General features: G+C 70.3%; 20 protein-coding genes and 2 riboswitches. Of the genes, 10 read left to right on the forward strand and 10 right to left on the reverse strand.

The genetic code is table 11. The features are described from left to right. Nucleotides 1–126: 126 nt before the first annotated feature. Entirely contained in the window at nt 127–1,749 is a 1,623-nt protein-coding gene (locus QFZ29_RS10990; protein ID WP_306894147.1) for a peptide ABC transporter substrate-binding protein, read from the reverse strand. Nucleotides 1,750–1,955: 206 nt separating this feature from the next. Here QFZ29_RS10990 and QFZ29_RS10995 point away from each other — a divergent pair, with 206 nt between their 5' ends. Next, nucleotides 1,956–2,720 (forward strand): CPBP family intramembrane glutamic endopeptidase, encoded by a 765-nt coding sequence (locus QFZ29_RS10995; RefSeq protein ID WP_306894148.1) that lies wholly within the window; start codon nt 1,956–1,958, stop codon nt 2,718–2,720. Here the strand turns inward: QFZ29_RS10995 and QFZ29_RS11000 are convergent. Then, nucleotides 2,666–3,115: a hypothetical protein gene (locus QFZ29_RS11000; RefSeq protein ID WP_306894149.1), complete on the reverse strand. Its 450-nt coding sequence runs from the start codon at nt 3,113–3,115 to the stop codon at nt 2,666–2,668. The two genes, QFZ29_RS10995 and QFZ29_RS11000, sit on opposite strands and share 55 nt — an antisense overlap. A 150-nt stretch (nt 3,116–3,265) precedes the next feature. On the opposite strand from QFZ29_RS11000, the gene QFZ29_RS11005 reads away from it, so the two are divergent. Further along, complete coding sequence (locus tag QFZ29_RS11005) at nt 3,266–3,463, forward strand: hypothetical protein (RefSeq protein WP_306894150.1); 198 nt, start codon at nt 3,266–3,268, stop codon at nt 3,461–3,463. Nucleotides 3,464–3,467: 4 nt separating this feature from the next. Here the strand turns inward: QFZ29_RS11005 and QFZ29_RS11010 are convergent, their stop codons facing one another. The 3 genes from QFZ29_RS11010 to QFZ29_RS11020 form a co-directional block, all read right to left on the reverse strand. Beyond that, complete coding sequence (locus QFZ29_RS11010) at nt 3,468–3,968, reverse strand: COG4315 family predicted lipoprotein (protein ID WP_306894151.1); 501 nt, start codon at nt 3,966–3,968, stop codon at nt 3,468–3,470. 83 nt (nt 3,969–4,051) lie between these two features. Further along, nucleotides 4,052–4,750 (reverse strand): anti-sigma factor family protein, encoded by a 699-nt coding sequence (locus QFZ29_RS11015; RefSeq protein ID WP_306894152.1) that lies wholly within the window; start codon nt 4,748–4,750, stop codon nt 4,052–4,054. Beyond that, nucleotides 4,747–5,253 (reverse strand): sigma-70 family RNA polymerase sigma factor, encoded by a 507-nt coding sequence (locus QFZ29_RS11020; protein WP_214869313.1) that lies wholly within the window; start codon nt 5,251–5,253, stop codon nt 4,747–4,749. The genes QFZ29_RS11015 and QFZ29_RS11020 overlap by 4 nt, the downstream gene beginning before the upstream one ends. A gap of 94 nt (nt 5,254–5,347) precedes the next feature. Here QFZ29_RS11020 and QFZ29_RS11025 point away from each other — a divergent pair, with 94 nt between their 5' ends. Next, nucleotides 5,348–5,863 carry a DUF2231 domain-containing protein gene (locus QFZ29_RS11025; protein WP_306894153.1) on the forward strand — a complete coding sequence of 172 codons (516 nt, stop codon included), beginning with the start codon at nt 5,348–5,350 and terminating at the stop codon, nt 5,861–5,863. A gap of 4 nt (nt 5,864–5,867) precedes the next feature. Here QFZ29_RS11025 and gcvP read toward each other — a convergent pair whose 3' ends face one another. The 5 genes from gcvP to QFZ29_RS11050 all read right to left on the reverse strand — a co-directional run bounded on the left by gcvP (nt 5,868) and on the right by QFZ29_RS11050 (nt 13,201). After that, a complete protein-coding gene (gene gcvP, locus QFZ29_RS11030; protein WP_306894154.1) occupies nt 5,868–8,783 on the reverse strand; it encodes an aminomethyl-transferring glycine dehydrogenase in 2,916 nt (971 codons plus the stop codon). Between the two features lie 47 nt (nt 8,784–8,830). After that, nucleotides 8,831–9,202 (reverse strand): glycine cleavage system protein GcvH, encoded by a 372-nt coding sequence (gcvH, locus tag QFZ29_RS11035; protein ID WP_306894155.1) that lies wholly within the window; start codon nt 9,200–9,202, stop codon nt 8,831–8,833. Nucleotides 9,203–9,245: 43 nt separating this feature from the next. Then, nucleotides 9,246–10,394, reverse strand: a complete 1,149-nt coding sequence (gene gcvT / locus QFZ29_RS11040) for a glycine cleavage system aminomethyltransferase GcvT (RefSeq protein ID WP_306894156.1) — start codon at nt 10,392–10,394, stop codon at nt 9,246–9,248. Between the two features lie 44 nt (nt 10,395–10,438). After that, nucleotides 10,439–10,538, reverse strand: a riboswitch (glycine riboswitch). Next, a riboswitch (glycine riboswitch) is annotated at nt 10,539–10,645 on the reverse strand. 79 nt (nt 10,646–10,724) lie between these two features. Beyond that, nucleotides 10,725–12,659: a multicopper oxidase family protein gene (locus QFZ29_RS11045; RefSeq protein WP_306894157.1), complete on the reverse strand. Its 1,935-nt coding sequence runs from the start codon at nt 12,657–12,659 to the stop codon at nt 10,725–10,727. A gap of 59 nt (nt 12,660–12,718) precedes the next feature. Beyond that, a complete protein-coding gene (locus QFZ29_RS11050) occupies nt 12,719–13,201 on the reverse strand; it encodes a DUF6220 domain-containing protein (protein ID WP_306894158.1) in 483 nt (160 codons plus the stop codon). Between the two features lie 254 nt (nt 13,202–13,455). On the opposite strand from QFZ29_RS11050, the gene QFZ29_RS11055 reads away from it, so the two are divergent. From QFZ29_RS11055 to QFZ29_RS11085, 7 genes are all read left to right on the forward strand, one after another. Then, a complete protein-coding gene (locus QFZ29_RS11055; RefSeq protein WP_306894159.1) occupies nt 13,456–14,172 on the forward strand; it encodes an NUDIX hydrolase in 717 nt (238 codons plus the stop codon). Next, the gene (gene nadA, locus QFZ29_RS11060; RefSeq protein WP_306894160.1) at nt 14,169–15,518 is read left to right on the forward strand and encodes a quinolinate synthase NadA; all 1,350 of its coding nucleotides are present in this window, start codon (nt 14,169–14,171) and stop codon (nt 15,516–15,518) included. Before QFZ29_RS11055 ends, nadA begins: the two co-directional genes overlap by 4 nt. A 1-nt stretch (nt 15,519) precedes the next feature. Then, the gene (gene nadB / locus QFZ29_RS11065) at nt 15,520–17,070 is read left to right on the forward strand and encodes an L-aspartate oxidase (protein ID WP_306894161.1); all 1,551 of its coding nucleotides are present in this window, start codon (nt 15,520–15,522) and stop codon (nt 17,068–17,070) included. Further along, complete coding sequence (nadC, locus tag QFZ29_RS11070) at nt 17,070–17,951, forward strand: carboxylating nicotinate-nucleotide diphosphorylase (protein ID WP_306894162.1); 882 nt, start codon at nt 17,070–17,072, stop codon at nt 17,949–17,951. Before nadB ends, nadC begins: the two co-directional genes overlap by 1 nt. After that, nucleotides 17,948–19,093, forward strand: a complete 1,146-nt coding sequence (locus QFZ29_RS11075) for a cysteine desulfurase family protein (protein ID WP_306894163.1) — start codon at nt 17,948–17,950, stop codon at nt 19,091–19,093. The genes nadC and QFZ29_RS11075 overlap by 4 nt, the downstream gene beginning before the upstream one ends. Then, nucleotides 19,090–19,257 (forward strand): hypothetical protein, encoded by a 168-nt coding sequence (locus QFZ29_RS11080; RefSeq protein ID WP_306894164.1) that lies wholly within the window; start codon nt 19,090–19,092, stop codon nt 19,255–19,257. The genes QFZ29_RS11075 and QFZ29_RS11080 overlap by 4 nt, the downstream gene beginning before the upstream one ends. A 166-nt stretch (nt 19,258–19,423) precedes the next feature. Continuing rightward, complete coding sequence (locus tag QFZ29_RS11085; RefSeq protein WP_373426206.1) at nt 19,424–20,956, forward strand: DHA2 family efflux MFS transporter permease subunit; 1,533 nt, start codon at nt 19,424–19,426, stop codon at nt 20,954–20,956.

Genomic DNA, 20,956 nt, shown 5'->3' on the forward strand with positions numbered 1-20,956 from the left:
ACGACCACACGATGCTACGCCGTTTGTGCGAGCACGGTGGGCTACGTGGGAGTGGGGCGGCAGCCGGATCGGCTGCCGCCCCACGGGCGTCTCAGAGTCTAATCTCGAGACGCCCCGGAACGAGAACTACTCGCTCTTGGTGATCTGGTGGAGGATCGGCCAGCTGTCCCAGCCGAACTCGACATCGTCAACCTGCTCGCCCCAGGCACCCATGGAGTTCGTGTACCAGAGCGGGATGGCGGGGAGGTCCTCGAAGAGGATCTCCTGTGCCTGCTGGAACTTCTCAATTCCCTCCTCGACCTCGGTCGCGGCGGAACCCTCGTCGAGCAGCGCGTCGAACTCGGGGTTCGAGTAGTCGCCGTCGTTCGATCCGGCGCCGGTGCCGAAGATCGGCCCGAGCCCGTTGAACATCGACGGGTAGTCGAACTGCCATCCGGTGCGGAACGGCGTCTGGATGACGCGGTCCGTGATCGACGTGCGGAACTCGGCGAAGGTGGGGACCGGCGCACCGGCCGCCTCGATGCCGAGGTTGTTCTTGATCTGGTTCGCGACCGCCTCGACCCAGCCCTGGTTGGGGCCATCGGCGTTGTACCCGAGCTGGAACGAACCGGTCCACGGGCTGATCGCGTCAGCCTGAGCCCAGAGGTCCTTCGCCAGGTCGACGTCGAACTCGAGCACCTCGGAGCCGGGGATGTCCTCGGAGTAGCCGTCGATGACCGGCGACGTGAAGTCCTTGGCCGGAGTGCGGGTGCCGTTGAAGATCACGTCGGTGATCTCCTCGCGGTCGATGGCGTGCGAGATGGCGGCGCGCCGGAGCTTGCCCTCTTCACCGCTGAAGTGCGCCAGGCGCTCGGGGATCGTGATCGTCGCGTTCGCCGCGGCGGGCTGGTTCACGGAGCGACCCTCGAACTCCTCCTGGAAGGTCTCGAGCGCGCTGTCGGGGATCTCCTGGATCACGTCGAGGTTGCCACCCTGGAGGTCGGCGTACGCGGCATCGGTGCTGGCGTAGAGGATCATGTCGACGCCGCCGTTCTGCGCCTCGCGCGGACCGTCGTACTCGTCGTTCTTCACGAGGTCGATGCGCTCGTTGTGCTTCCAGGCGCCTTCCTCTTCGAACTTGTACGGGCCGTTGCCGATCGGGTTCTCGCCGAACGCCTCGATGTCATCCCAAGCCGATGCGGGCACCGGGAAGTACGCCGTGTAGCCGAGGCGGAGCGGGAAGTCGGACTCGGGCTGCTTGAGCGTCACGGTGAACGTGAGGTCGTCGACGACCTCGAGGCCCGACATCTCGGGGACGTTCTCGTCGTAGCTGAAGCCCTCGATGCTCTCGAAGAAGTAGCTCGAGAGCTGTGCGTTGTCGAGCGCGGCGCCGTAGTTCCACGCCGTCACGAAGGACTCGGCGTCGACCGGGTCGCCGTTGGTGAAGGTCAGGCCCTCGCGGATCTTGATCGTGTAGGTCTGCGCGTCATCGGTCTCGATCGACTCGGCGACGTCGTTGTGCACGGCGCCCTCGGCGTCGTAGTACACCAGGCCGGCGAAGACGTTCTGGATGACGAGTCCGCCGCCGACCTCGTTGGTGTTGGTCGGGACCAGCGGGTTCTGGGGCTCGGTGTTGTTGACCGTGACGATGGCCGACGAAGCGTCGCCCTCCCCGGCCGACTCGGGCGAGCCAGTCGTGCAGCCGGCGAGCGTGAGCGCTCCCGCGGCGGCAAGAGCAATGGCGGCAACGCCGATTCTCTTGATCTTCAATTTTCCTCCTGTGAGACGTGCGTCGACAACACGGCTCGTGGCCGCGCTGGAGCGCTGGTAGATCGAGACTATGAACCCCGTCACTGCGAAGCAAACCCGCGGGCCAAACCGTTACCCACGCGCAACCTAGCGACACATCGTTCGGTGGAATCCACCGTGGCTCGCAGGATTCTTGCGCTCAGGACCCATTGTGCGAGGATTGCTGCATGCCCGCCGCACGCCGCCTGCGACTCGAACTGGTCGTCGTGCTCGGGCTCTCCCTCGGGGCGTCTGCGGTGTATTCCATCATCGCGCTCATTGCGAAGCTCACCGAGCAGACACCGCTCCGCGACCAGTCCGTCGCGCTCAATCCGTCGCGATCGCCCCGCGAGTGGCTCGACTTCACCTACCAGTTCCTCGACGTGTTCTTCGGGCTCTTCGCCGTCGCACTCGCGCTCTACCTGCTCTGGCAGCCGGGCCGGAGCCCGTTCCGGCGAATCGGCCTCGATCTGACGCGACCCGGCCGCGATGCGGCATCCGGTCTCCTGCTCGTGCTCGTGATCGGCGTGCCGGGGCTCGCACTGTACGCGGCCGGGCGCGCATCCGGCATCACCGTCGCCGTGCAGGCGTCACCTGCCGACTGGTTCTGGTGGACGGTGCCGATACTCCTGTTCCGAGCGCTCGAGGCCGCCTTGACCGAGGAGGTCATCGTGGTCGGCTACTTCTTCACCCGCCTCCGCGAACTCGGCGTGGGGCGGTGGGCGACCATCGTGTCGAGCGCGCTGCTCCGTGGCAGCTACCACCTCTATCAGGGGTTCGGCCCGTTCGCCGGGAACGTCGTCATGGGCGTGCTCTTCGGCTGGTGCTACGAGCGCTGGGGGCGCACGATGCCGCTCGTCATCGCGCACTGGATCCTCGACGTCGTGTCGTTCGTCGGCTACCCGCTCGCGGTGGGCTGGTGGCCCGAGTTCTTCGCCCCGCCCGCGGAGTGAGATTCGGTTCGACGAGACGGATGCCGCGGCCGCTTCGGCTGCGGCACGTGCTCGCTCCCCGAGAGCGCCACGACCGTCGCGGGCCTGGGCGGCAACGCCTCCTCGGGCGGTTCGACCCGGAGGTCGGAGTCGGCTGCCCGCACCCTGGCGCCGTCGATCCAGCTGGCCCTGCTGGGCGTGCAGACCACCGAGAACATCTCGCCGAGGTAGAGCCCGCTGCGTGACAGGTCACTGATCGACTCGGCACGGCGCAAGGCGTCGGCGAGCGCCGGGTTGCGGCGATCGAGGAGACCGGCGCGCTGTTCGAGCCCGAAGCTGCGAGAACCGGCGAGCGTGCATCCCACCATGACGCCCACGAATGCGAGTGTCGCGAGTGCGGCGAGCAGATCGACCATGTCAGCCTCCCAGAATACGAGAGAACCTCAGTGTACTCCCGGGCCCCGCCGCCGGGACTGCCCGGATCCACCGCGTCACGATCACGGCGAGCATGGAGCCGAAGGCGGCCGGTCCCGGCAGCCACAGCGGGACCGGAGAGGAATGAGACCATGGACCTCGCACACGCGTTCCTCGCGCAGGTCGTCGCAGCGCGCGCCACCCACCGCAGTTTCACCGCGTCGGAGGCCGAGATCCGCGACGCCGAGCGCCGTGTCGCGGCCCGCCGCACGGCGGCGGTCGCGGCATCCGGCAGTCGCCAGTACTCGGAGCGCGGCCGTCACGCCGCGCCCCGCCAGGTTCACGCGTGACCGGTCAGTCCTGGATCTTCTCGCCGGCGGGCGTCAGCACCCACCACACGTCGCTCACGCCCTGACCGTTGACGTCGCCAGGGGCCTCGTCGCCGGCGAAGTAGTACAGCGGCCAGCCGTTGAGCGTCACCTGGGGCTCACCGTCGATGCCTTCGATCGTGCCGAGCTCTCCTTCGATGCCCTCTGCGACCGGCGGGTCGTCGGAATCCGTCGTCACAGCGGGCCAGTTCGTCGCGCACTCGCCTTCGCACGAGCTCGAGTCGCCGCCCTGCGTGTCGTTGTCGAACATGTAGACCGTCCTGCCGTCAGCATCGACGACGATCTCGCCGAGGTCGGAATCGGTGGTCGTGAGGATCGCGTCCGTCTCCCCTGATTCGGTCTCGGGCGCTTCGGTCTCGATCGACGTGTCGTCGTCGACCGGCTCGTCCGTGGCCGGGCTCGTGCATCCGGCGAGCGCGACGGCGAGGGCCGCGACGGCCACCCCGGTGATGATGCGGAACCTCATGGTGTTTCCCCTTTTCGATCATGACCGCGGAAGGGCGGTCGAAGGGAACACGATGCCGGAGCCGCCGCGGTTCATCCCGGCCGTCAATCGGGGTCGCCGACGAGCAGCACATCCCCGCTGCCGAGCGCGCGGACCTCGAGCGATGCGATGTCCTCGAGCCCCAGGGAGGTGCCCGCCTCGAGCCGGGCCGTCTTCCCCGGGTTCGCGCGCCAGCTCGAGACCTCACTGCTGTTGCCGTCGCGATCGACGACGTACAGCGCGTAGGGCCAGCCGCCATCGGGCGCCTTCGAATACCCGGCGTCACCGTAACGGCAGTCGAGCTCGATGCGTGTCCCCCATCCGACCTGCGTCAAGGTCGCGGTCGCCGAGACCGGCACCTCCGTGACGGCCTCGAACGCGACGGTCTGGGCGTCGGCCGGCGCGCGAACGAACGCGAGCGGGACGAGGATCGCCGTGAGCACGACGACGACGGCAGCTGCAACCGCCACGAGCCCGAGCCGCATCTTCCGGAGGCGTCGACGATGCGCCTCACGGCGCACCGCGGCGAGCAATTCGGGACGAGGCGCCGGCACGGCGCCGGCCGGCTCGTCGAGCAGCGCCGAGGCGCGCTCGGGCGTCAGCCGAGCGAGCAGGCCCGGGATCGGCGTGAGCTCGGCGACGGATCGGCGGCACACCTCGCACGATTCGAGGTGCTCCTCGTATTCGCGGCGCTCGGCCGGCGAGAGGGCGCCGAGCACGTAGGCCGAGTCCCATTCGGCGAAGTGCGCGTGATCGGGATTCATCGCGTCACTCCCTTCTCCTGCATCGCGAGACGGAGGGCTTTGAGTCCGTAGTGCAGGCGCGACTTCACGGTGCCCTCGGGGATGGCGAGCCGCCGCGCGACCTCCGCGATGCTGCATCCGCCGTAGTACGCGTGCACGATGACCGCCCGGTGCTCGTAATCCAGCGCGGCGAGCGCCTCCTCGACGAGGAGGCTCTCGAACAGCGCATCCGTGAGGTCCTCGTGCCCGCGCTCCGGCACGTCGGCGACGCCGATCTCATGTCGACGGCGGGCGCTGCGCACTTCGTCGATCACGAGGTTCCGGGCGACCGTGAACATCCACGACCTCGTCGAGGCCGGCTCCTGCGCGAGGATCCGTGGACTCCGCCACGCGCGGAGCAGCGTCTCCTGCACGATGTCGTCGGCACCCGCCGGGTCGCCGGTGAGGTGCACGACGTAGCGCCAGACCGATGGTGCGTGGGCGTCGTACAGCGCGACGAGGCGGCTGTCGTCTTCGGGCGGCATCCGTCACCTCCTGCCGATCACAACGAGGCAGCGGGGCGAACGGTTCATTCCGCGCGCTCGTGAACCGAGCGGGCCGTCGCCTCGTGTCCTCATCATGGATGCTTCGCACATCGTCGAGATCGCCGCGGAAGACGTGCTCCAGGTTGCGGGCCTTCCGCTCCACCCGCTCATCGTGCACGCCGTGGTCGTGCTCACACCGCTCACAGTACTCGCGCTGCTCCTCGGCACCTTCTGGCCCGCAGCACGACGGCGCCTCGGCATCGTGACGCCCCTCGGGGCGCTCGTCGTGCTCGTGCTCGTGCCGATCACCGTGCTCGCCGGCCAGACGCTCGCCGAGGTGATCGGCCCGATCCCCGCCGTGGAGCGTCACCAGGAGCTCGGCGAGATGCTGCTTCCGTGGGCGATCGCGCTCTTCGTCGTCGCCGCGGCGCAATGGGCGTGGTTCCGCTTCGGCGACGCACGCATGCGCGAGGGGTCGCCGACTGCGGCGCGCGCCGTCGTGATCGGGCTCGCCGCGGCATCCGTCGTCGTCGGTGTCGGCACGGTCGTGCTGCTCGTGCTCATCGGTGACTCGGGATCCCGCGCAGTGTGGGGCGGGACCTTGGGCTGAGCAGCTACGCGAACGCCTCCACCGGCGGGCAGGCGCACACGAGGTTGCGGTCGCCGTAGGCCTGGTCGATGCGTCGCACGGGAGCCCAGTACTTGTTGCGCACGAGCGAGTGCACGGGGTAGACCGCCTGCTCTCGCGTATACGGGTGCGTCCACTCCCCCGCGATCACCGATTCGGCCGTGTGCGGTGCGTTGCGGAGCGGGTTGTCGTCGGCCGGCCACTCGCCGCGGCCCACCGCGTCGGCCTCCGCCTTGATCGCGATCATGGCCTCGACGAACCGGTCGAGCTCGGCGAGGTCCTCCGACTCGGTGGGCTCGACCATGAGGGTGCCCGCGACCGGGAACGACATCGTGGGCGCGTGGAAGCCGTAGTCGATGAGGCGCTTGGCCACGTCGTCGACGCTCACCCCGGTCGCGGCAGCGAGCGGCCGCAGGTCGAGGATGCACTCGTGGGCCACGAGTCCGTTGTCGCCCGTGTAGAGCACCGGGAAGTGTTCGCGGAGCCGCACGGCGACGTAGTTCGCGGCGAGCACCGCGGTGGCGGTGGCCTGCGTGAGGCCCTCCGAGCCCATCATGCGCACGTAGGCCCATGAGATCGGGAGGATCGAGGGGCTGCCGTAGGGCGCCGCCGACACCGGGCCGCCGTCGTGCGTCACGCCGCCGGAGTGGTCGGCGCGCTGGGCGAGCGGATGCCCCGGCAGGTACGGCGCGAGGTGCGCCTTCGCCGCAACAGGCCCGACGCCCGGTCCGCCGCCGCCGTGCGGGATGCAGAACGTCTTGTGCAGGTTCAGGTGCGACACGTCGCCACCGAAGTCGCCGAAGCGCGCGTAGCCGAGGAGCGCGTTGAGGTTCGCGCCGTCGACATACACCTGGCCGCCGGCGTCGTGCACGGCTTGCGTGATCTGCTTCACCTCGTGCTCGTAGACGCCGTGCGTCGACGGGTAGGTGATCATGAGCGCGGCGATGCCTGCCGCGTGCTCGGCGATCTTCGCGCGCAGGTCGTCGAGGTCGACGTTGCCGAGCTCGTCGCACGCGACCACGACCACGCGCATGCCGGCGAGCACCGCGGAGGCCGCGTTGGTGCCGTGTGCGCTCGAGGGGATGAGGCAGATGTTGCGCGCGTCGTCGCCGTTGGCGCGGTGGTAGCCGCGGATCGCGAGAAGGCCGGCGAGCTCGCCCTGGCTGCCCGCGTTCGGCTGCAACGAGACCGTGTCGTAGCCCGTGACCTCGGCGAGCCATTCCTCGAGCTGCTCGATGAGTGCGAGCGAGCCGACGACGTCGGCCTCGGGCGCGAACGGGTGCAGGTTCGCGAACTCGGGCCATGTGACCGACTGCATCTCGGTGGCGGCGTTCAGCTTCATCGTGCACGAGCCGAGCGGGATCATGCCCCGGTCGAGCGCGTAGTCGCGATCGGCGAGCTGCTTGAGGTAGCGCATCATCTGCGTCTCGGACTGGTGCGTGTTGAAGACTGGGTGCTCGAGGTAGCCGCTCGTGCGGCGGAGCTCCGCGGGCAGGCTCTCGGGCAGCGTGCGGAGGTTCACGGGCACCGGCGTGCGCGGGTCGAACCCGAAGGCCTCGACGACGAGCGACAGCTCGGCCTCGGTCGTCGTCTCGTCGACGGCGATGTGCACGGTCGCCTCGTCGGCTCGCCACACGTTCACGCCGAGCTCGCGAGCGCGCTCGACGACGTTGTCGGCGAGGCCGGGCACGTGCACCCGGATCGTGTCGAAGTACTCGGCGTGCTCGAGCGCCAGCCCATATCCCGAGAGCGAGTCGGCGAGCGCCTTCGCCTTCGCCGCGGTCGAGACGGCGATGTGACGGATGCCACGGGGCCCGTGGTACACGGCGTACATCGCCGCCATCACGGCGAGCAGCACCTGGGCGGTGCAGATGTTCGACGTCGCCTTCTCGCGGCGGATGTGCTGTTCGCGCGCCTGGAGGCTCAATCGATAGGCGGGGTGCCCCGCTGCATCCTGCGAGACGCCGACGAGCCGGCCCGGCAACTGCCGCTCCAATCCCGCGCGCACGGCCATATAGCCGGCGTGCGGCCCGCCGAAGCCCATCGGCACGCCGAATCGCTGCGTGGTGCCCACCGCGACATCCGCGCCGAGCTCGCCGGGGCTCGTGAGGAGTGCCATCGCGAGCAGGTCGGCCGCGACGACGGCGAGCGCGCCCTGCGACTTCGACGCGGCGATGACGGGTGCCGGATTCCACACCCGGCCCGATGCGCCCGGGTACTGCACGAAGACACCGAAGTGCTCGCCGAGATCCTCGAGGCGGGGACCATCGCCGCCCTCACCGGCGAGCTCCGCGAGCGGCGCGACGACGAGGTCGATGCCGACCGCCTCGGCCCGGGAGACGAGCAGAGCGTGCGTCTGCGGCAGCGCGTCGGAGTCGACGATGAAGCGATTCGAGGGGGACTTCGAGGCGCGACGGGCCAGCAGCATCCCCTCGACGACCGCGGTGCCCTCGTCGAGCATCGACGAGTTCGCCGTGTCGAGCCCGGTCAGGTCGGACACCATCGTCTGGAAGTTGATGAGCGCCTCGAGCCGGCCCTGCGAGATCTCGGGCTGGTAGGGCGTGTAGGCCGTGTACCAGCTCGGGTTCTCGAGCACGTTCCGCTGGATGACCGACGGGGTGATCGTGCCCGAGTAGCCGAGCCCGATCATCGACGTGCGCACGGTGTTCTGCTCGGCGAGCGCGGCGAGCTCGGCGAGGGCCTCTCGCTCGGTCGCCGCGGCGGGGATCGCCGAGTCGAGCACCTCGCCCATCCGGATCGACGACGGCACGGCCGCGGCCATGAGCTCGTCGAGCGACTCGTAGCCGACCTCGGCGAGCATGCGCTCGTGGTCGGCCGGCGTCGTGCCGATGTGACGACGCCCGAACGCATCGACGTCGAAGGCCGAGGAGGCCTGCTGCATGGTGGATCCTTTGCTGTCGGTCGGGATGGCTTGGCGGCGCGCCGGCGTTACTCGCCGGTGAGCGCGCGGTACTCGTCGTGGCTGAGGAGCTTCGGCAGCGACGTCGTCGAGACCTTGATGAGCCAGCCCTCGCCGAACGGGTCGCTGTTCACGAGCTCGGGCGAGTCGACGACCGCCTGGTTCGCTTCGAGGATCTCGCCGTCGACGGGGGCGAACAGCTCGCCGACCGACTTCGTCGACTCGATCTCGCCGATGACGGTGCCGGCGGTGACCGTGCTGCCCGCAGCGGGAAGGTCGACATAGACCACGTCACCGAGCTTCTCGGCCGCGTAGTCGGTGATGCCGATGGTCGCGACGTCGCCGTCGACCCGGATCCACTCGTGTTCTTCCGTGTACTGCAGGGCGGTCTGGTCGGTCATTGGGATGCTCCTCGAGGTTCGTCGGTCGTGCGTGAAGGGTGGTTCAGGCGTTGCGCTTGTAGAAGGGCAGGGCGACGACGGATGCCGGCACACGCGTGCCCCGCACGTCGAGGTACAGCTCGCGGCCGGGGTCCGCGACATCCGGTGCCACGAACGCCATCGCGATCGGGTGGCCGAGCGTCGGCGAGAGCGCGCCGCTCGTCACGACGCCCACGGGCGCGGAATCGGCACCATCGCCGTCGAACACCTCGTAGCCGGCGCGGCCCGCGCGACGCCCCTCGGCGGCGAGACCCACGAGCACCGGGGCATCCGCTGCCGGCCCTTGCTCGATCGCGGCCCGGCCGACGAAGTCGCCCTCTTTCGAGAGCGCGACGACACGGCCGAGTCCGGCCTGCACCGGCAGGATGTCGCGGCTGAGCTCGTGCCCGTAGAGCGGCATGCCCGCCTCGAGGCGCAGCGTGTCGCGGCTCGCGAGGCCGGCGGGCACGAGGGCGTGCGCGGCGCCCGCCTCGGTGAGGGCCTCCCACAGTGCGGTGGCGTGCTCGGGCGCGATGTAGAGCTCGAAGCCGTCTTCGCCGGTGTAGCCCGTGCGGGCGATGAGCATCGGCTCGCCTCGGAACGCGCCGGCGATCGCACGGTAGTAGCGGAGCGAGGCCAGAGCCTCTGGCACGTCCTCCCCATCGGGGTGCCCGCCCTCGATCGTGAACCCGGCGGTGGCGAGCAGGATCTCGCGCGACGCCGGCCCCTGCACGGCGATGAGGGCGACGTCGTCGCTCTCGTCGTAGACGTCGGTGTCGAAGCCGCCCGCCCTGGCGCGGAACTCGTCGGCGACGACCTCGCGGTTCGACGCGTTCGCGACGACCATGTAGCGGTCGTCGCCCGTGCGGTACACGACGAGGTCGTCGATGATGCCGCCGTCTTCGGCGAGGAGCAGCGAGTACTTCGCCTGGCCGATCTCGATCGCCGAGAGCTTGCCGGCGAGCGCGAAGTCGAGGGCCGCCGCCGACTCGGGGCCGATGAGCACGATCTCGCCCATATGGGAGAGGTCGAAGATCCCGGCGGCGTTGCGCACGGCATGGTGCTCGGCGAGATCGCTCGAGTAGCGCACGGGCATCTGCCAGCCGGCGAAGTCGGTGAAGGAGGCACCCGCGGCGCGGTGCACCCCATCGAGGGGGCTGAGTCGTTCGGTCACGAGAGCTCTCCAGAGTCGCAAGACGGTCGGCGGATGCCGCTGGGAACTCCCCCTCTGTCATGAGCCTGAGAGTTTCACGCGGGGTTCGCGCTTTCACCTTCGGCGGGATGTGGCGGGAATGCCCGATCCGCTTTTCAGAGTGGCCTGTTCATCGCGGTGTGCGACCTGAGAGATTGGCGGGGAGGCTTGCTCCTTCGGTGCCGGCCAGTGCCTGCTTGTACAGAACTGCCCGGCTCTCCCGCGATGCGTCGATGGCCCGATGTGAGGTTGTACCGCCGATCCTAGCCGACGGCGGCTTCTCTCGGCGGGCGGGCGCCGAGTGTCACGCGCTCACTCGGGCCGGTTGCCGTGCGCGTCGTGCTCGAACGCGGTGGTGACGCCCTCATAGGCGAGCGTCATCATCATCCCGGCGGCCGCGTGCGACAGGTCGTGGCAGTGGTCCATCCAGATGCCGGGGTTGTCGGCGACGAGTGCGAGCTCCCACACCTCGCCGGGGCGCACGTCGACGGTGTCGAGCCAGAGCGGCGCGCCCGTGGCGGCGACGCCGTCGCGGGAGAGCACCAGCACGTGATGGCCGTGCACGTGCATGGGGTGCACGTCGAAGCCGCGATTCGCGATCGTGATCTTCACCACGTCGCCCTCGCGCACCTCGATCGGGGCGATGTGCGGGAACACCGCCCCGTTCACGGCGTAGGCGTAGTCGGGTGCGCCGCCGACGAACCTCGGGAGACGGTCGAGCACGAGCTCGGCTTCCGCGGTGAACGGGCCGAGCTCGGGTCGAGGCCCGTCGCCGTAGGCGAGCAGGTCGAGCTCGGGCACCTCGGTCACCTCGCGCGGTCGGGAGGCCTCGCCGGCGTCGGTCTCGGCGCCGGGCGGAGCGATGACGACGACGGATGCCGCAGAGAGGTCGGTCTCGAACCGCACCGCCTCGGCGGGCATCGTGAACACGAGGTCGGCGCGCGCGCCCGCACCGAGCCGAATCGACCGGTGCTCGACCGCCTCGCCTCCGGCGAGGTCCCTGCCGTCGACCGCGGCGACGCGGAACGGAGCTCCGGCGACCGTCACGCGGATCGGCGTCTGCTCGGTGTTGACGACCCGGAGCCGCACGGACTCGCCCTCTTCGGCGGTGAACGACTGCAGCCCGTCGGTCGCGCCGATCACGACCTCTCCGCCGAGGCGATGCACCGGAAGGGCGAGATCGAGCGACTCGGCGACGCCGCCTTCGGGCTCGACGACGAGCATGCCGTAGAGGCCGCGGCGCACCCCCTCGGACGCGGCCTGGTGGGTGTGATACCAGTACGTGCCCGGCTCGTCGGCGCTGAAGCGATAGATGAAGCGCTCGCCGGGGGCGACGGCGTCCTGCGTCACGCCGGCGACGCCGTCCTCGCCGTTCGGCACGTCGTAGCCGTGCCAGTGCAGCGTCACGCCGTCGTCGATGTCGCGGTTCACGAGCGAGGCCTCGACGAGCTCGCCCTCCGTGACTCGGAGCTCTGGCCCGGCGACGCCGTCGCCGCCGAAGCCCCACGCCTCGACCCGCTCGCCCGACGCGAGCGTCACCTCGTGACGGGCGGCGGTCAGCTCGACGGCGTGCACCTTGCCCTTCGCGTCGTCGGGAGTGCGAAGCGCGGTCACGGGGACGGCGGGGACACCGCCGGCCGGTACGGACGCTCCGTGGAGGTGCCGACCTGACGCCTCGATGGTCGGCGCCGCCGTGTCGGAGAGCCACGACCAGCCGGCCCCGCCGACGAGGAGCACGGCGAGCAGTCCTGCGAAGCCGGCCAGGACCCGGCGACCACGGTGCCCGAGGAGTGCCCACGTGAGGCCGGTCGCGAGCGCGACGGCGGCGACGAGCACGGCGGTCGCGACGGGCTGCGGCGGATAACCGACGAGCCACGTGGCGAGGACGGCCGCGATCATGGCGTACGCCCCGCCGCGCATGAGGGTCCGAGCGAGGAGCACCCGGTCGGCGCGAAGCCACCAGACGATGCCCACCCCGCTCGTCACCAGCCCGACGAGGATGAGGGGCAGGCCGACGGTGACCTTCTCACCGGCGAACCACCATCCGCGCCCGGCGAGCACCATCGTGATGGCGGCGGCTGCAGCGAGCGCGACCGTGCCGCCCGCGGCGAGCGCGAGTACCGTCATCCGCTCACGCCGGCTCGGTCGGGCCGCCGGCGATCCCGCACTGAAGCCGGCAGCGAGCCAGAGCCCTGCACCGGCGATGCCGGCGAGTGACTGCAGCAGGAGGATGGCCGTGGTGGTCATCGCACCCTTTTCACTACTCCGATGATGCGTTGCATGGGATCGTCTGGTGTCCCGACGGATCAGGCGCTCGGCGTCGCAGCAGGGGCTTCTTCCGCCTCGGCCACCGGCTTGCCGGTCGTCACGTGCGCCCCGTCGCGAACCAGGCGCCGGGCTCGCACCACGAGCAGCACGCCGAGAAGCAGGATGGCCGTGCCGTTCACCGCGTGGAGCGAGAGCACGAGCGTGGCGCCGAGTGGCGGCGAACCCCAATTCGATTCATCGAGGCCGAAGCCCATTGCCGTGAGGATGAAGAGCACGGTCTGAAACAGGATGAGCACGAGCGGCAGCACGCTCAGCCAGATGGTGCGCCTGCCCGCCCGGGCGAGCGCGGCACTGACGATGAGCAGGATCGCGAGGATCGGCAGCACGATGCGGCCGTTGGTGCCGTGCCAGCTGAAGAGCTCGTCTTCCGGGTTGGAGAAGACGCCGACGGCCGCGAGGTAGAGCTGCACGACGACGGCTGCCGTGAAGAGCACGGCGACGGTCAGGAACACTTTTCGCATGGGACACCTCTCGGGTAAGGCGGCGTATCCGGTTCGGGCGCCTGACACTCGGCAGACGCCGGCATGGAACCATGCTCGCGTCGTGGGCTCCCTTGCACATCAGTGCTAGTACGCACTCGTACCCGATGCAATCCCTCATCGTGGGTACAAGACCGTCACGCGATTCGCGTTCAGGTCACGTTGACTGTAAGCTGTCACCGTACTTCGAGTCGATTCGACTCGAAGCCTCGAAGACCCCGAGCAGGAGGTGACGGATGCCGCGACCCGGTGAAGCAGGCGCGCAGGCGCGTCTCGCGGTCTCGACCGTCATCTTCGCGCTCAGCCCAGACGCGGGCGCGGCCGCGCCGAGCCTGCGGATCCCCCTCGTGCGCCGACTCCGCGAGCCGGGCACCGGGCGCTGGGCCCTCCCCGGCGGTTGGCTCCCCGTCGACGAAGGACTCGACGAGGCCGCGGGCCGCACGCTCAACGAGACCACGGGACTCGCGCCGACTTACCTCGAGCAGCTCTACACCTTCGGCGCCCCCGACCGCTCCCCCGACGAGCGCGTCGTCTCCGTCGTCTACTGGGCGCTCGTGCACTCCGACGAGGTCGAACGTGCGGTCAGCGACGAGAACGTGTGCTGGTTCGACGAAGACGACCTGCCCGAGCTCGCGTTCGACCACCTCGAGATCCTCGACTACGCGCTCTGGCGTCTCCGCACGAAGCTCCAGTACTCGCGCATCGCGCACGCGCTCCTCGGCGAGACCTTCACGATGGCCGAGCTTCGCGGCGTGCACGAGGCGGTGCTCCGCACGCGCCTCGACCCCGCCAACTTCCGCCGCACGATGGAGGCGTCTGGCACCCTCGTCGACACCGGCGAACGGCTTGCCGGCACTCCACACCGGCCCCCGGCCCTCTACCGCTTCGACACCGCGTCCGCGCGCGGCGGCGATCCGATCCACCACCCCACCCGAACGAGGAACGCGTCATGACCATCGCCCCTCCCGCCAGCGACGTGCGCGCCGCGGCATCCGTCGACCGCTCGATCCAACTGATCACGAAAGGCGCGAGCGGCGGCGAGACCTGCTCCCCCGAACTCGCGAAGGGGCCCTGGGAGTTCGACCGCGGCCCCGTCGGCTACGGCCCCGGATCGTCGATGGGCGACGTCATCCCCACGGGCTCGCCCCGCCAGGGCGCCCTGCCCGAGGCGTACCGCACGGCGAGCGACGCCGAGCTGCATGATCGCATCCTCGCCGCGAAGGCGACGCTGGGCGACCGCGTCGTCGTGCTCGGCCACTTCTACCAGCGCGACGAGGTCATCGAGCACGCCGACTTCGTGGGTGATTCCTTCCAGCTCGCGAACGCCGCGCTGACCCGGCCCGACGCCGAGGCGATCGTCTTCTGCGGCGTGCACTTCATGGCCGAGACCGCCGACCTGCTCTCCACGCCCGACCAGGCCGTCATCCTGCCGAACCTCGCCGCGGGCTGCTCGATGGCCGACATGGCCGACGAGTCGAGCGTCGAGGAGTGCTGGGAGCAGCTCGAGTCGGTGTACGGCGACCTCACCGCGATCGATGCCGACGGCCGCGTGCCCGTCATCCCTGTCACGTACATGAACTCCTCGGCCGCGCTCAAGGGCTTCGTGGGCCGCAACGGCGGCATCGTCTGCACGTCGTCGAACGCGAAGACGGTGCTCGAGTGGGCGTTCGAGCGCGGGCAGCGGGTGCTCTTCTTCCCCGACCAGCACCTCGGCCGCAATACCGCGAAGGCGATGGGCGTGCCGCTCGAGCAGATGCCGATGTGGAACCCGCGCAAGCCACTCGGCGGCAGCAGCGCCGCCGACCTCGAAGACGCCCGCGTCATCCTGTGGCACGGCTTCTGCTCGGTGCACAAGCGCTTCACGGTCGAGCAGATCGCCGCGGCCCGTGAGACCCACCCCGGCGTGCAGGTCATCGTGCACCCCGAGTGCCCGATGCCGGTCGTCGACGCCGCGGATGCCGCGGGATCGACGGACTTCATCGTGAAGGCCATCCAGGCCGCCCCCGCCGGCTCGACGTTCGCGATCGGCACCGAGATCAACCTCGTGCAGCGCCTCGCCGCCGAGTACCCGCAGCACACGATCTTCTGCCTCGACCCCGTCGTGTGCCCGTGCTCGACGATGTACCGCATCCACCCGGGCTACCTCGCGTGGGTGCTCGAAGAGCTCGTCGCGGGGCGCGTCGTCAATCGCATCACGGTGCCCGAGGCCGTGGCCGACCCGGCGCGACTGGCACTCGAGCGCATGCTCGCGGCGAAGCCGCCGGCCGCGGTCGTCGGCGCAGTGACCACGGGGGCCTGACATGGCACGCGTGCTCGTCATCGGCGGCGGCATCGCCGGACTCTGGACGGCGGTGAAGGCCACGGATGCCGGGCACACCGTCGAGCTCGTCACGAAGGCCGAGCTCGCCGAGGGCAACACCCGTTACGCGCAAGGCGGCATCGCCGCGGCGCTCTTCCCCGACGACTCTGCGCAGCGTCACTTCGCCGACACCATGGAAGCCGGCGCGGGCCTCGCCGATCCCGCTGCCGTGCACGTGCTCTGCACCGAGGGCCCCGCACGGGTCCGCGACCTCATCCGCTTCGGCGTCGAGTTCGACCGCGACGAGTCCGGGCTCTCCCGCGGGCTCGAGGCCGCGCACTCCCGTGCCCGCGTCATGCACGCCGGCGGCGACGCCACGGGTTCGGCGATCGAGGCGGCGCTCGTCGCCACGGTGCGCCGCCGTGCCGTTCGGATCGACGAGGGAACGATGCTCGTCGACCTCGTCGTCGAGGGCGGGCGGGTGACGGGAGCGCAACTGCTCGAGGCATCCGGAGCAATCGTCGAGCGCCGGGCCGACGTCATCGTGCTCGCGACCGGCGGCAGCGGATGCCTCTACCGGCATACGACGAATCCCGTGGTGGCCACCGGCGACGGCGTCGCCGCGGCCTGGCGTGCCGGCGCGCTCGTCGCCGACCTCGAGTTCACGCAGTTCCACCCGACCGCGCTCGCGGCACCGGGCACGCCGCTCATCTCCGAGGCGGTGCGGGGCGAAGGCGCCGTCGTGCGCGACCGCGACGGCCGCCGATTCCTCGACGAGGTCGACGCACGCGGCGAGCTCGCGCCGCGCGACGTCGTCGCCCGCGCGGTCTGGCGTCGCACCGTCGAGCAGGGCGGCGACCCCGTGTTCCTCGACGCGACGGCGCTCAGTGCGGCGTTTCTCGCGAGCAGGTTCCCCGGCATCGACGCCGCGTGCCGTGCCTCCGGATTCGACTGGTCGCTCGCGCCTGTACCCATCACGCCCGCCGCCCACTACGCGATGGGCGGCGTGGTCACCGACCTCGACGGGCGTTCGACCCTGCCCGGCCTCTTCGCGGTCGGCGAGACCGCCCGAACGGGCGTCCACGGCGCGAACCGCCTCGCGTCGAACTCGCTGCTCGAGGCTGCGGTGTTCGCCGATCGCGCGGTGCGGACGTTCGCGGCGCCGGCCGGCCACGTGCGTAACTCCGGAGCCGACACGTGGCGCGCCCGCCCGACCGAGGCAGCGCACGGCGCGTCGACCGATGCGTCCGGAATTGCGCACGATGGCGGATCAGCGTCGACATTCCGCCGCGACGACCTCCAAGCTGTGATGTGGGAGTACGTCGGGCTCGAGCGCGACGCAGCGGGGCTCGCCGCGGCATCCGCTCGCCTCGATTCGTGGCGCACGCCCGTCGTCCGCGACCGGCGCACCGCGGAGGACCGCAACCTCCTCGACCTCGCCCGGCTCACCGTCGCTGCCGCGATCGCCCGGCGCGAGAGCGTCGGCGCGCACTTCCGCTCGGACGCGCCCGATTCGGCGTACCGATCGATCCCCGAGCAGGAGGCAGCCTGATGACCGACCTCCGCGAGATCGATCGCATCGTCGGGGCCGCGCTCGACGAGGATGCGCCGTGGGGCGACCTCACCTCCGAGACGCTCATCCCCGCCGCGGCGACGGCGACGGCCGAGCTCGTCGCCCGCGAGCCAGGCGTGCTGAGCGGCATCGAGGTCTTCGCCGCGGCGTTCCGACTCGTCGACCCGTCGATCGTCGTCGAGCCGCTCGCCGCCGATGGCGACGCGTTCGCGGCCGGCGCGGTGCTCGCTCGTGTGCACGGCTCGGCTCGCGGCATCCTGCGCGCCGAACGCGTCGGCCTCAACCTCGTGCAGCGGATGTCGGGCATCGCCGCGCTCACCGCTCGCTACGTGGCCGCGGTCGCCGGCACCGGCGCGCGCATCGTCGACACCCGCAAGACGACCCCGGGCCTGCGCAGTCTCGAGCGACAAGCCGTGCGCGACGGGGGCGGCCGCAACCACCGTCGCTCCCTCTCCGACGCCGTGATGGCGAAGGACAATCATCTGGCGGTGCTCACTGCGGGCGGGCTCGACCTCGCCGCCGCACTGCGCGCAGCGCGCGAGCGGATGCCGCACACCGCGCACCTCGAGGTCGAGGTCGACCGCCTCGACCAGATCGAGCCCGTGATCGCCGGCGGCGCCGACACCGTGATGCTCGACAACTTCGGCCCCGACGAACTCCGCGAGGGCGTCGCGCTCATCGCCGGGCGCGCCGTCGTGGAGGCATCGGGCGGCGTCTCGCTCGAATCGGTCGCGGCGATCGCGGCGACCGGCGTCGACGTCATCTCGGTGGGCGCCCTCACGCACTCGGTGCGCTCACTCGATCTCGGGCTCGATGTCGTCATCGAAGCACCATCCGGCGAGAAGGCGGTGCCCGCATGATCTTCCTCGACCACGCCGCGACCACGCCCGTGCGCCAAGAGGTGCTCGAGGCGATGTGGCCCTACCTCTCGGGCGCGTTCGGCAACCCGTCGAGCCGGCACGGACTCGGCGACGTGGCGGCTCGGGCGCTCGCCTCCGCGAGAGCCGAGGTCGCGGCCGTCATCGGATGCCGGCCGGGCGACGTCGTCTTCACGAGCGGCGGCACCGAAGCCGACAATCTCGCCGTGAAGGGGCTTGCGCTCGCGAGCCCCCGCGGACGGCATCTCGTCGTCTCGCCCATCGAGCACGAGGCGGTGCTCGAATCCGCCGCCTATCTCGCCCGCGAACACGGCTTCGAGGTCAGCGAGGTCGACGTCGACGCAGGCGGAGTCGTGCGTCCCGAGGCGCTCGCCCGCATCATCCGTGACGACACGACGCTCGTCTCCATCCAGCTCGCCAACAACGAGATCGGCACGGTGCAGCCGATCGCCGAGCTCGCGCCCATCGCCCACTCGGCCGGCGCACTCATGCACACCGACGCGGTGCAGGCGGCGGGCTGGCTACCGCTCTCGCTCGACGACCTCGGCGTCGACGCCCTCTCGCTCGCCGGGCACAAGGTCGGAGCACCCAAGGGCACGGGCGCGCTCATCGTGCGCGGCCGCGTGCCGCTCGAACCCGTGCTGCACGGCGGCGGGCAGGAGCGCGGGCGACGCTCGGGCACTGAGAACGTGGCCGGCGCCGTCGCCTTCGCCACCGCGCTGCGACTCGCCGAAGACGAGCGAGCGGATGCCGCCACGCACGTCGCGGCGCTCGGCACCGCCCTCACGGCGGCCGTGACCTCCTCGCTTCCGGGCGCCCGGCTCACGGGCGACCCGGTGCAGCGCCTTCCCGGCACCGTCTCATTCGTCTTCCCCGGCACGAGCGGCGAGGCGGTGCTCCTCGAGCTCGAGCGCGACGGCGTGATCTGCTCGAGCGGCTCGGCCTGCGCGGCGGGCAACGACGAACCCTCGCATGTGCTCACCGCGATCGGCATCCCCGGCGAGCTCGCGCAGACCGCGGTACGGTTCACGCTCGGTGCAGAGACGACCGAGCTCGAGATCGCGGATGCCGCGGCATCCGTCATCCGGGCAGTGTCGGCGGTGCGCGGTATCGTCACGACATGAGTGATCCCACATCGATCCCCGCCGACGACGAGCGCGATCCTGAGGTCGAAGCGCCCGAAGTCGACGCGGAGCAGGCCACCGACGAACTGGCTCCCGAAGAGAGCGAGCTCGAGGGCTGGCTGCCCGAGGCGACGCCCACCGAGGGCACGGCTCCCGCGCCGTAGGCACCGCCAGACACGCCCAGACCTCACCCGCACCACTCGCGCGATTCCATACGTTCCGATCCTTCTCGGAATCCGGGAATACCGCGTCAACCGGTGCGGGTTGACCACCGTATTCGACGCTTTTCCCCGGCGCAGCACTGCGCCGTCATCGATTGGATGCTTTTCCTTGACCGAACGCGCCGCTGAACTCGACGCCGCCGACATCGCTCCAGCAGCGGTCGGCGGTTCGCCCACGCCTGAATTCCACGAACACTCCGATGTCGAAGCACTGCACGGTGCTCGCAACAACCGCGTGATCTGGCTGCTGCTCGCCGCCTCCTTCGTCGTCATCCTCAACGAGACGATCATGGGCGTCGCGATCCCCCACCTCGTCGACGACCTCGACATCACGATCTCCGCCGCGCAGTGGCTCACCACGGCATTCATGCTCACGATGGCCGTCGTGATCCCCATCACGGGCTTCCTGCTGCAGCGCTTCGCGACGAGGCCGATCTTCATCGCCGCGATGAGCCTCTTCTCGGCCGGAACGCTCATCGCCGCGCTCGCGCCGGGGTTCGAGGTGCTCCTCCTCGCTCGCGTCGTGCAGGCGAGCGGCACCGCGATCATGATGCCCCTCCTCATGACCACCCTCATGACGCTCGTGGCACCGAGCGATCGGGGGCGGCTCATGGGGCGCGTCTCGATCGTGATCTCGGTCGCGCCCGCGATCGGTCCCACGATCTCGGGCCTGATCCTCAACTACCTCTCGTGGCGGTTCATGTTCTGGCTCGTGCTGCCCATCGCACTCGTGATGCTCATCATCGGCATCCGCCGGGTCGAGAACGTGAGCGAACCGCGCGTGATCCCGATCGACGTGTTCTCGGTCGTGCTCTCGGCCTTCGGCTTCGGCGGCCTCATCTACGGACTGAGCCTCGTCGGTGGCGAAGTGAGCGGCACATCGACCGGCTCGGCCCCGATGTGGGTCGCGCTCGCGATCGGCCTGGGCGGCATCGCCGCATTCATCGTGCGCCAGCGCGCATTGCAGCGAAGCGAGCGGGCTTTGCTCGACCTGCGCACGTTCCGCTCGACGAACTTCGCCGTCTCCGTCGCCCTCATGGTGGTGATGATGGCGGCGCTCTTCGGAACGATCATCCTCTTGCCCATCTACCTCCAGAATGTGCTTCACCTCGAGCCGATCGTCACGGGCCTCCTGCTCCTCCCCGGTGGTCTCACCATGGGGCTCCTCGGCCCGGTCGTCGGCCGTCTGTTCGACCGCTTCGGACCGACACCGCTCATCGTGCCCGGCAGCATCGCCGTGAGCGCCGTGCTGTGGTCGCTCACGATGGTCACCGAACAGACCTCGCCCTGGATGCTGCTCATGGCGCACGTCGTGCTGTCGGCCGGACTCGCCTTCATGTTCACGCCGCTCTTCACGTCGGCGCTGGGTTCGGTCGAGCCTCGGCTGTACTCGCACGGCTCGGCGATCGTCGGCACCGTACAGCAGGTCGCCGGAGCGGCAGGCACCGCATTGTTCATCACGGTGCTGGCAGCGGTCACGGCAACCGTCGCGACCACCGGCGTCTCGTCCGAGATGGCCGAGGTCGCCGGCATCCGTGCTGCGTTCCTCGTGGGCGCGATCCTCTCGATCACGGCGGTCGTCGGCGCGTTCTTCGTGCGCAAGCCGGCCGACATGATGGAGGGTGCGCCGGCGGCGCACTGA

Origin of the sequence: Agromyces albus (assembly GCF_030815405.1) — a bacterium.
Taxonomy (GTDB): Bacteria; Actinomycetota; Actinomycetes; order Actinomycetales; family Microbacteriaceae; genus Agromyces; species Agromyces albus_A.